This window comes from Coprobacter tertius (assembly GCF_024330105.1).
In the GTDB taxonomy this organism is placed as follows: Bacteria; Bacteroidota; Bacteroidia; order Bacteroidales; family Coprobacteraceae; genus Coprobacter; species Coprobacter tertius.
Genome location: NZ_JANDHW010000006.1, coordinates 19,556 through 30,565, shown reverse-complemented (window position 1 = coordinate 30,565; position 11,010 = coordinate 19,556). Strand labels below are relative to the sequence as shown.

Genomic DNA, 11,010 nt, shown 5'->3' with positions numbered 1-11,010 from the left:
AAGTTCTCTTTTTTAACGTTTCACGAACCTTTATTTTGAATATTCGGAAAAAAATCGTAATATAGCATCGTTTATTAAAAGAAACGAAGGTGGAACACAAACAATTTATCGAAGAGTTACAAAAGCGTCTGGGGATGTCTCGAAAAGATGTCGATGGCCTTTTATCCGATACATTACAAATTATAAAAGAACGTAGTGTAGTAATGGACTCTTTTGCGATTCAGGGTTTCGGTACTTTTGAACCTCGCAAACGGGCCGAACGGGTATCCGTAAATCCTGCTACCGGGAAAAGAATGCTTATTCCCCCTAAAATCGTGCTTACGTTTAAGCCGGGCACATTGATTAAAAACAAATTAAAAGAAAGTACAGATAATGAACAGTAAAATATCCTTACCGGAGTTGGTCGATTTGTTATCGCAAAAGTCGGGCCGTACTAAAAAAGATTCGGAATCGTTTCTGAGGGAACTGTTCGGATTGGCATTGGATGTGTTGTTGTCTGAAGATTTTTTGAAAATAAATGGCTTGGGTATATTTAAGCGGGTGTGGGTGGAAAAACGCAGTAGCATAAATGTGCAGACAGGTTTGCCTTATGAAATTCCGGGACATTATAAATTGTCTTTTGTTCCTGATAAGAGTATGCGTGATGCTGTAAATGCACCGTTTGCTTTTTTTGAGTCGGAAATATTACCGGATGATTCACCTTTGAATGTGACCGGAACGGTACAGGAAGAAGCTGAAGTTTCAGCAGAAAACGATTCTCCTGTTGAAGTACGAATAACTGAGAATGAAAAGGAGGTTATTGAAGAAGAATTTAAGTTTGAGACCGTTAAAAATATAGAGCCGGAAAAGATCGAAAGTTCAAATATGGAAGTTCCTGAAGAAGATCTGGAAATAAAGGAAGATGAAGTTGTGAAATCGGTGGAAGGGAGAGAAGCTGTCTTTACCGAAAGAGAAGACGAAATTTCTGAAGATGAAAAAGAAATGGAAGAAGAATATTCTGCCGTTTCTTCGCGATATAAAGGCCGGGTTAATTTTTGGGCCGGATTTCTTACGGCCTCTGTTATAATTATTGCCTGTATTTTGTTGTTTATATATTTTCAGGGATATGAAAATGAGCGAAAAGTAAATGTTGCTATTGATCCTGTAACGGTGACTATTAAAAAACAAAATGAAGATGCCGACAAAAACAAAGATACCGTTTCACTTGTTGGTACTTTAGTAACAGATTCGATAAAAACAACAGCGGTTGTAAAAGATAGGAATGTGGTAGTTGCCGGTAAAGGGCAAGATATTGGTGCAACGGCAATACAGGAAAGTGAGACTGAAAAAGCCGGACTAATGAATGTTGATAAACGGCAGACGACTGAAAGTAAAATTAGACAAGATGTAGTTACCGAGGTTGTGCGTCCTGGAGTATTCCTGACGACGATTGCATTAAAACATTATGGGAATAAGGCTTTTTGGGTATATATTTATCGTGAAAATAAGTCGGTTATACCCAACCCCAATCACGTTCCGGTGGGAACAAAGTTGATAATTCCCGAAAAATCGAAATACGGGATAAATGCTGATGATAAAAATGCGATAGAAAAAGCGAAAGCATTAGCTACGGAAATACTGTCGGAATATGAGTAGAATTGCAATAAATAAGTCGTCTAACCATTTTAAGGCGGCTTATTTTTTAATAATAACTTAGCCTTTTTTAACTCTTGAAGTGTTAAAAGTAAAGACTTCGTGGCTAATTTTGCATTCTATCTTCAAGGTCTGAATTAAATACGATAATAACTTATTTTTAAAACTAAAATAATATGGGTCAAACAGTAGATATTCGGGAACTTAATGAGTTGATTGCTAGTAAGAGTTCTTTTGTGAATATGATTACACAAGGTATGGATCAGGTAATCGTTGGTCAGAAACATTTGGTAGATTCTCTGATGATAGGCCTTCTTTCTAATGGACATATCTTGCTCGAAGGGGTTCCGGGTCTGGCAAAGACTCTCGCTATTAAAACATTGGCGTCTTTAGTCGATGCAAAATATAACCGAATACAATTTACCCCCGACTTGCTTCCTGCCGATGTGGTAGGTACGATGGTGTACAGTCAGGCGAAAGAAGAATTTGTGGTAAAAAAAGGACCTATTTTTGCTAACTTCGTATTGGCGGATGAAATAAACCGTGCACCGGCAAAAGTACAAAGTGCTTTACTCGAAGCAATGCAGGAACGTCAGGTGACGATCGGCGAAACTACATACAAGTTAGATGATCCTTTTCTCGTGATGGCGACGCAGAACCCGATCGAGCAGGAAGGTACTTATCCGTTACCTGAAGCTCAGGTCGATCGTTTTATGCTGAAGGTCGTAATCGGGTATCCGAAGAAAGAGGAAGAAAAAATGATCATAAGACAGAATATTTCGGGAGATCGTCCTTCGATACAGCCGGTTATAAAATCTGAAGAAATTATTGAAACACGAGATATCGTGCGTAAGGTTTATATCGATGAAAAGATAGAAAAATATATTGTAGATATAGTTTTTGCTACTCGTTTCCCACAGGATCATGGGTTAAATGAGCTGAAAGAAATGATCTCATTCGGAGCATCTCCTCGTGCTTCTATTAATTTGGCTTTAGCTTCGCGTTCGTATGCATTCCTCAAACAAAGAGGTTATGTTATTCCCGAAGATGTTCGTGCCGTATGTTACGACGTTATGCGCCATCGTATCGGACTGAGTTATGAGGCTGAAGCGAATAATATGACCGCTGAAGAAATTATCAGCGAAATCTTGAATAAAGTTGAAGTACCTTGATGCTTTACACTGTATAAAACGAGTGTATGGAAACAAGTGAGTTATTAAAGAAAGTACGTCACATCGAGATAAAAACCCGGGGGCTTTCCCGTAATATTTTTGCGGGGCAATATCATTCGGCTTTTAAGGGTCGGGGTATGGCTTTTTCTGAAGTAAGAGAATATCAGTACGGGGACGATGTGAGGGATATCGACTGGAATGTAACGGCCCGGCACAATAAACCGTATATTAAGGTTTTTGAAGAGGAACGTGAACTGACAGTCATGCTGCTTGTCGATGTATCGGCCAGTCGTAATTTTGGTGCGGTAGGTGAAATGAAAAAGTCTATCATGACCGAAATTGCCGCTACTTTAGCTTTTTCAGCGATACAGAATAACGATAAAATCGGCGTTATTTTCTTTTCAGACCGGATTGAAAAGTTTATTCCTCCTAAAAAAGGAAGAAAGCATATACTATATATTATTCGTGAATTAATCGATTTCCAACCGGAAAGCAAGGGTACCGATCTTAGTCTCGTACTGGAGTATATGACCAATGCGATAAAGAAACGGTGTACGGCTTTTTTGATCTCTGATTTTATTACGAATGATAATTTTAAAAATGCGTTATCGATTGCCAATCGTAAACATGATATGGTGGGTATTCAGGTATATGATAAAAGAGAAACAGTGTTGCCCGATGTCGGTTTAATAAAAATGTGCGATGCCGAGCGAAATGTAGAGAATTGGGTCGATTCTTCTTCTCAAAAAGTGCGTAAGGCATATTCGGCCTGGTGGAATGACCGTCAGGGGAGAATGCTCGATTATATGCGTAAGAGCCGGGTAGATGTCGCTTCTGTTTCTACCGATGAAGACTATGTAATCGCATTAATGAATTTGTTTAAACGTCGTAGCTGAATGACACATGCTTTTCGATAAATTGTGAAAAAATTAATTATGGATGTGAAACATAACAAATCGATATTGAAAACGGCTTTATTGGGAATTTGCGTTTGTATTGCTCTTCCGACATTTGCCGACAATGTTGTCGTTAGTGCGAAGATGGATTCTACTGCGATTTGGATGGGTGAGCAAACTTTTATACATCTTGAAGTTGCTCAGGATAAAGGAAAGATCGTACAATTTCCACTATTTTCCGACTCGTTGGTTACCGGTGTCGAAATACTGAATATATCTAAACCTGATACTACCGAGTTATCTGATTCCCGTATTCAGATAAATCAGAATATTCTGGTGACTTCATTCGATTCGGGATTTTATTATATTCCGCCATTTAAATATGTATTGAATAAAGATACTTTCAGTACCGGTACATTAAGTCTCAAAGTTGTTCCGCTCGAAGTAGATACGACAGCCGCTCCTTTCGATATAAAAGGAGTACAGGCTCCTCCGTTCGTATTGAGAGATTTTATCTCAGATGCGGCACTAATTATTATCGGTCTGATATTGTTTTTGGGAGCAGCAGGTTTACTTTTCTGGTTTTGGTGGAGTAAACGAAAACGAACCGAAGAAGAAGAGTCTTCCGAATCTAAATTGCCACCGTATGAAAAGGCTTTGCAGGCTCTTGATAAACTGAAAGAAAGCAAGTTGTGGCAAAATGGGCAGGAAAAAGAATATTATACACAAGTGACCGATATTCTTAGAACTTATATCGACGACCGTTTTCAAATAAATGCGATGGAAATGACTTCGTCTCAGATTATGTCTGTTTTGCATCGTAACGAAGAAACACGTCTTGTTAATAAACATCTGAAGAGTATTCTTGAAGTAGCAGATTTCGTGAAATTTGCAAAAATGAGACCATTACCCGAAGATAATGAGGCGGTTATGCGTAATGCGATTCGTTTTATCGAAGAAACAAAACCGCAGGAAGTAGCACAGGAAGGTACGACCGGGAAAGAAGAGAATGATTCGGACTCTGTTGTGAATTAAAAATTTAAAAAGATACGTAATAGTCTGCGATCGGGCGGACTGTTTGTTCTTACAAAGAAAAAATATAAAAAGATGGTATTTGCTAATCCTCTATATCTGTTTTTGTTACTTTTGCTTATACCGGCAATCGCATGGTATATTTTTAAGCAAAAGAAGGCTCAGGCAGCATTGCAGGTTTCTACTACGCAGCCGTTTGACAAATTGCCGCGTTCTTGGAAATTTTATTTGCGTCACTTTCTTTTTTTTCTGCGTATGGTGGTTATTGCCAGTATTATTATTGTACTTGCGCGTCCGCAATCGACCGACAGTTGGGAAAATCAGACAAGAGAAGGTGTCGATATCGTTGTTACACTCGATATTTCTACCAGTATGTTAGCCCGGGATTTCAAGCCCGACCGTATACAGGCTGCTAAAGATGTGGCTGCACAGTTTATTACGGGACGTCCCAATGATAATATCGGGTTGGTGATATTTGCCGGAGAAAGTTTTACTATGTGTCCTATGACTACCGATCATGCAGCTTTACTTAATCTACTGAGGGAAGTAAATCCCGGAATGATCGAGGATATGACTGCAATCGGAGACGGCTTGGCTACGGCTATTAACCGTATAAAAGACGGACCCGCAAAATCGAAAACGATTATATTGTTGACCGATGGAACGAATAACGCGGGAGATATCTCTCCTTTAACAGCAGCGGAAATAGCAAAACAATTCGGTATTAGAGTATATACTATCGGGGTAGGAACGCAGGGCATGGCAGAATATCCGGTGCAGACACCTTATGGAGTGATGTACGAAAAAGCTGAAGTGAAAATAGATGAAACGACATTGAGGCAGATTGCTGCCGAAACAGACGGAAAATATTTTAGAGCAACGAATAAGAGCGTGCTGAAAGATATTTTTCAGGAAATAGATAAATTGGAAAAGACCAAACTTTCAGTAAAAGAGTATAGTCGCAGAGAAGAAAATTATATGCCTTGGGCTTTATTGGCATTCATATTATTGGGTGCTGAAATCCTTTTGCGAAATACGGTTTTGAGGAATATCCCATAAAAATTGTTGATTATGTTTCGATTTGCACAACCCGAATATTTATATCTGTTGTTCATCGTACCTCTTTTATGGGCGGTGTATATTTATAGCGTGTACCGTAATAAGAAAAATCTTAAAAAATACGGAAATCCTTCGATTTTGGACGATTTATCCCCCGATGTATCGAAATATAAACCGGGAGCAAAATTTTTTCTTCAACAACTGGCGTTTATTGTATTGATTTTTATCCTTGCACGGCCTCAGATGGGAGCAAAAGTGGAAACTGTAAAGAAACAGGGTGTTGAGATAGTTGTGGCGCTCGATGTATCTAATTCGATGTTGGCCCGTGATATACAGCCGAGCCGACTCGAAAAAGCAAAACAAATGCTTTCGAAGTTGGTAGATGGGTTGGATAACGATAAAGTCGGGTTGATCGTATTTGCCGGAGATGCTTATACACAGCTTCCTATTACCTCCGATTTCGTATCGGCGAAAATGTTTCTTTCGAGTATAAGCCCTGAGATGGTTCCCACTCAGGGGACGGCTATAGGAAAAGCAATAGATGTGGCAATGAGCTCATTTACAACAGATAAGAGTGCGGATAAAGCGATTATTGTAATTACCGATGCCGAAAATCATGAAGACGATGCGGTGCAAGCAGCCAAGGAGGCAGCCAAGAAAGGTATTATGGTCGACGTTATCGGAATCGGTTCTACGCAGGGTGCTCCTATACCGATGGGTAAAAATAGTAATACACTACGAAAAGACGATCAGGGTAATGTCGTGATTACAAAATTAAATGAGACTTTGGGCCGTGAAATAGCACAGGCCGGAGGAGGAATATACATTGGAGCCGATAATACAGGTAGTGCCTTGAGAGCTTTGATGTCGGAAGTAAAGAAAATGAAGAAATCGGATATCGAAAGTAAAGTGTATTCGGAATATGACGAACAATTTCAGGGACTTGCCTGGATCGCACTTTTATTATTGTTAGCCGATGTATTTATTCTCGATCGAAAGAATAAATTGATGAAGAAAATTAATTTTTTCTCTTGAAGAATGTTTTATTATGTAAAAATAATAACGTTTTGAATTATGTTTAAGAGTTATGATTGGTAACCTGAAAATGAAAGATAAAATAATTATATTACTGGCATGCGTCTCATCGGTGACTTTTGCTCAGGAAAATGCTGCACCGGTGGATAAAAAGGCAAATCCGAAATTAGAACGGAATAGTATAAGAAGCGGAAACAATTTATATAAAGATAAAAAATATACCGAAGCAGAAATCGATTATAGAAAATCGCTCGATGCTAATCCCGATTCATGGATGGGAACATATAATTTGGGAAATGCTTTATATAAACAGGAAAAATTCGATGCGGCACTCGAGGAGTATAAAAAAGTGGTCGTTAATGAGAAAGATTCTCGGAAACTTGCTGAAACATGGCATAATATCGGAAATATATTTATGCATAACAAGCAATATGCCGAGAGTATCGAGGCTTATAAAAATTCTTTAAGATTGAATCCTTCCGATAATGAGACGCGTTATAATTTAAGAATGGCTCAATTATTGTTGAAGCAACAGCAGCAACAGCAAGATAAGGACAAACAGCAAGATAAGGATAAAGATAAAAATAATAAAGATCAGCAGGAAAAAGATAAGAAAAACGATCAGGGAAAGCAAAATCCTCAAGATAACAAAAATAATAAAGACCAAGAAGATAAGAAAGATCAACAGCAGCAACAGTCGTCTTCCCAAATGTCGAAAGAGAATGCGCAGCAAATACTAGATGCTATACAACAGGATGAGCGTAATACTCAAGAAAAGGTGAAAAAAGCATTGATGCAGCAACAAAAGAAAAAGAAAACCGATAAAGAATGGTAAAATAATTTATAATGAAACGGTTTCTTATATTAGTATTATTAATAACCGGATTGATGCCGGTTTTTGCAGGAGGATCTGATATTGGGTTCGAGGTGGAGGTACCAGCCAGAGTTCTTCCCGGGAGCCGGTTTCGGGTAAATTATATTTTGTCTAATGCCCGTGGGTATGATTTTAAATTATCGGGTATAAAAAATGCCGAGGTCGTATATAATTATTCCGATTATGTAGTGAAATCGGGAATATTTTCCAGTATATATACAATTATATTACAGGCAGGAAACGAAGGTACGATAAAGATACCGTCGGCTACGGTTTATGCCGATGGTAAAGTTTGGAAAAGTGCCTCGAAAAAAGTAAAAATAAAGACAAATAGAAAAGATAATCCCTCGGTTAAAGTTGCCCTTACGGTACCCGATAATGTAGAACCCGGTGAGGTATTCAAGATTGTGTATGTTCAGTATAATGGATATGAAGCGGATATTGAACTGCCTGAAATAAAAAATGCCGAAATCATATCTAAATATCAACCTTATCATACGCGTCAGTTAGTAAAAGATAAAAATGGCGTCCAAAAAGTTGAGGAAGTATGGAGTTATGTTTATGTTCTGAAAGCTGGGGATAAAGGTCGTATAAAAATATCGGCAACCAGTTTGAAAACAGGAAATAAGAAATATAAAGTAAAAGGGACAGAAATAAATGTGGAGCCTGACATGCAAAAAATTCGAAAGAGAATGCCCTTTTATGAAGTGTAAGATGATAAAATAAAATATATAATGATGGTGAAAAAGCTGTTTTTCATATTTTCGATTTTATTGTTCTTTGTTTCGGGAGTATGGGCCGACGAAACGAAGTTCGAAGCTTCTATCCCGAAACAGGTTATTAAAGGACAGTCTTTTCAAGTAACTTATACCGTGATAAACGGTTCGGGACAGGATCTTAGAGTGCCTGATTTTCAGGGTTGTAAGCTATTGTACGGGCCTGGAGTGACTCAGGGCAGTCAGATTGTGTCTGTGAATGGACGAACGACATCTCAAACCGAAGAATCTTACACTTATACATTAAGGGCGATTCAGGAAGGTACGTTTCGTATAGGCGCAGCTACGATAAAAATTAATGGAAAGCAATATTCGACATCTCCGGTTTCTTTACAGATATTACCTCCCGATAAGCAAGCAGGAAATACCGGCAATAATCCCGACGTAGCTGCGACATCATCTTCGGATCCGGAAGTTTTTGCGCGTCTTATTTTATCAAATACTCATGTTTACGAACAACAGGCAATCGTTGCATCGATAAAACTGTATTCACGCACTCAGATTTCAGGATCCGGCAACTATCAGGATCCTACTTTCGAGGGATTTGCAGTACAAGAGATAGATTTAAAAAATATTTCGGTAGACCTGGAAAACTATCAGGGTAAAAATTATCAGGTGGCTGTAGTTAGAAAATACCTGTTATTTCCACAACATGCTGGAAACTTAAAGATTACTTCAGGAAAATACGACCTTATTATACCGGTTCCCAGAAAAGTACAAGGAATTTTTGGTCCTACAGTTATTTACTCCGATGTGACAAAAACGGTGTCTACACAAGCCGCAACTATTAATGTAATGCCATTACCGGCTGGAAAGCCTGCTACTTATATGGGGGCTGTAGGAGAATTTTCTCTTACTTCGACAATTAACCGGGAAAAATTGAAAACGAATGACGCTGTCACAATAAAATTGGTTTTGAAAGGAAAAGGAAATGTAAAATTTACGAAGACTCCTGAAGTTAAATTCCCGGAAGATTTTGAAGTTTATGATCCTAAAATAGATGTACAAATTAGTGGATTGGAGGGTACGAAAACAATAGAATATACGGCTATAGCACGGCATGCCGGGGATTTTACAATCGCACCGGTCGAGTTTTCTTATTTCGATCCTGAAAGTAAATCATATAAAACAACGTCTACTCCGGTTTACCATTTGAAAGTCGAAAAAGGTACCGGTGGCGGAAATGCCGCTATTTCGGATTATACCGATAAGGAGGCCCTGAAGCTACTCAACCAAGATATACATTTTATAAAACTCGGTAAACAGAATCTGAAAAAAGATCAGTCTGCGTTTTATGGTGGTATTGGATATTGGTTATGGTATATTGTACCGGCATTATTGTTTATTATATTTATTATAGTGAACAGGAAACAAGCCCGTGAAAATGCCAATATTGCGTTGATGAAGACCAAAAAAGCAAATAAGGTGGCTTCGAGACGACTTAAGCAAGCCGGTAAATATTTAAAAGAACACAATACGGGAATGTTCTATGAAGAAGTCTTGAAGGCAGTATGGGGATATCTTAGCGATAAACTGAGTTTGCCTTTATCGGAACTTACCAGAGAAAACGTGGCTTCAGAACTGAATAAATACGGAGCAGGGGACGAGTTAACGGATCGTTTCATGAATATTCTCGATACATGTGAATTTGCCCGTTATGCACCTTCTCAGTCGGATGAGGCTATGGATAAACTATATGAAGAAACGATCGATGCGATAGGTAAAATGGAAAATACCGTAAAAAAGAGATAAAGCTATGAAGATAAAAGTAATATATATATATCTAATTTTGTGTTTATCGAGCTTCCAGGCTGTATTTTCACAAGATATTTTGCAGGAAGCCAATGATGCTTATAGCAAGCAGGAGTATCAGAAAGCGATAATGTTATACGAAAAAGTATTGAAAGAGAAAGGTAGTTCACCCGATTTGTACTATAATCTCGGAAATGCATATTATAAAAATAAAGAATATCCCCGGGCGATACTTAATTATGAGAGATCATTATTACTTTCTCCCGGTGATGCTGACACTCGTTTCAATCTTGAATTGGCAAAAACAAAGATTACCGATAAGATCGAGCCTGTGGGGAAATTTTTTCTTACGATATGGATAGAAACCGTGCGTGATGGATTGTCTTCCAATAGCTGGGCCGTAATCGGTATTATAAGTTTTATTCTTTTTATTGCTGGAGCTTATCTTTATTTCTTTACCCGTCGTGTCGTGATTAAAAAACTCGGATTTTTTCTGGGATTATTTTTATTATTCGTATCGGCAGTTTCTAATTGTTTTGCTTTCGAACAAAAAGATAAAATGATCGATAGGAATAAAGCAATTGTTTTTGCACCTACTATAACTGTTAAAAGTTCTCCGGCAGAAAGCGGGACCAACCTATTTGTCCTTCATGAAGGAACTAAGGTTTCGGTACTTAGTAAAGTTGCAGGTTGGTCTGAGATTTTACTGGAAGATGGAAATCGAGGATGGATGCCTTCGGATAAACTGGAAATAATATAAGCGAAAATTTTGATTTCACGGA

The 11,010-nt window shown here is 38.2% G+C and carries 11 protein-coding genes; all 11 read left to right on the top strand.

The window, feature by feature from the left end; all coding sequences use genetic code 11:
- Window positions 1-89: 89 nt before the first annotated feature.
- The 11 genes from NMU02_RS07260 to NMU02_RS07210 all read left to right on the top strand — a co-directional run bounded on the left by NMU02_RS07260 (window position 90) and on the right by NMU02_RS07210 (window position 10,988).
- Window positions 90-383 (top strand): HU family DNA-binding protein, encoded by a 294-nt coding sequence (locus NMU02_RS07260; RefSeq protein WP_255026999.1) that lies wholly within the window; start codon window positions 90-92, stop codon window positions 381-383.
- Window positions 373-1,635 (top strand): HU family DNA-binding protein, encoded by a 1,263-nt coding sequence (locus tag NMU02_RS07255; RefSeq protein WP_255026998.1) that lies wholly within the window; start codon window positions 373-375, stop codon window positions 1,633-1,635. Before NMU02_RS07260 ends, NMU02_RS07255 begins: the two co-directional genes overlap by 11 nt.
- A gap of 173 nt (window positions 1,636-1,808) precedes the next feature.
- On the top strand, window positions 1,809-2,804 hold the full coding sequence (locus tag NMU02_RS07250) for an AAA family ATPase (RefSeq protein ID WP_255026997.1): 996 nt from the start codon (window positions 1,809-1,811) through the stop codon (window positions 2,802-2,804).
- Between the two features lie 26 nt (window positions 2,805-2,830).
- Window positions 2,831-3,700, top strand: a complete 870-nt coding sequence (locus NMU02_RS07245) for a DUF58 domain-containing protein (protein WP_255026996.1) — start codon at window positions 2,831-2,833, stop codon at window positions 3,698-3,700.
- 39 nt (window positions 3,701-3,739) lie between these two features.
- Entirely contained in the window at window positions 3,740-4,735 is a 996-nt protein-coding gene (locus NMU02_RS07240; protein WP_255026994.1) for a cell wall anchor protein, read from the top strand.
- A 72-nt stretch (window positions 4,736-4,807) separates the two neighbouring features.
- On the top strand, window positions 4,808-5,791 hold the full coding sequence (locus tag NMU02_RS07235; RefSeq protein ID WP_255026992.1) for a vWA domain-containing protein: 984 nt from the start codon (window positions 4,808-4,810) through the stop codon (window positions 5,789-5,791).
- Window positions 5,792-5,803: 12 nt separating this feature from the next.
- On the top strand, window positions 5,804-6,826 hold the full coding sequence (locus NMU02_RS07230) for a vWA domain-containing protein (RefSeq protein ID WP_255026991.1): 1,023 nt from the start codon (window positions 5,804-5,806) through the stop codon (window positions 6,824-6,826).
- A 70-nt stretch (window positions 6,827-6,896) separates the two neighbouring features.
- Window positions 6,897-7,661: a tetratricopeptide repeat protein gene (locus NMU02_RS07225; protein ID WP_255026986.1), complete on the top strand. Its 765-nt coding sequence runs from the start codon at window positions 6,897-6,899 to the stop codon at window positions 7,659-7,661.
- Window positions 7,662-7,672: 11 nt separating this feature from the next.
- Window positions 7,673-8,413 (top strand): BatD family protein, encoded by a 741-nt coding sequence (locus tag NMU02_RS07220; protein WP_255026985.1) that lies wholly within the window; start codon window positions 7,673-7,675, stop codon window positions 8,411-8,413.
- A 21-nt stretch (window positions 8,414-8,434) separates the two neighbouring features.
- A complete protein-coding gene (locus NMU02_RS07215; RefSeq protein WP_255026983.1) occupies window positions 8,435-10,228 on the top strand; it encodes a BatD family protein in 1,794 nt (597 codons plus the stop codon).
- Window positions 10,229-10,232: 4 nt separating this feature from the next.
- A complete protein-coding gene (locus NMU02_RS07210) occupies window positions 10,233-10,988 on the top strand; it encodes a tetratricopeptide repeat protein (RefSeq protein ID WP_255026982.1) in 756 nt (251 codons plus the stop codon).
- Window positions 10,989-11,010: the final 22 nt, after the last annotated feature.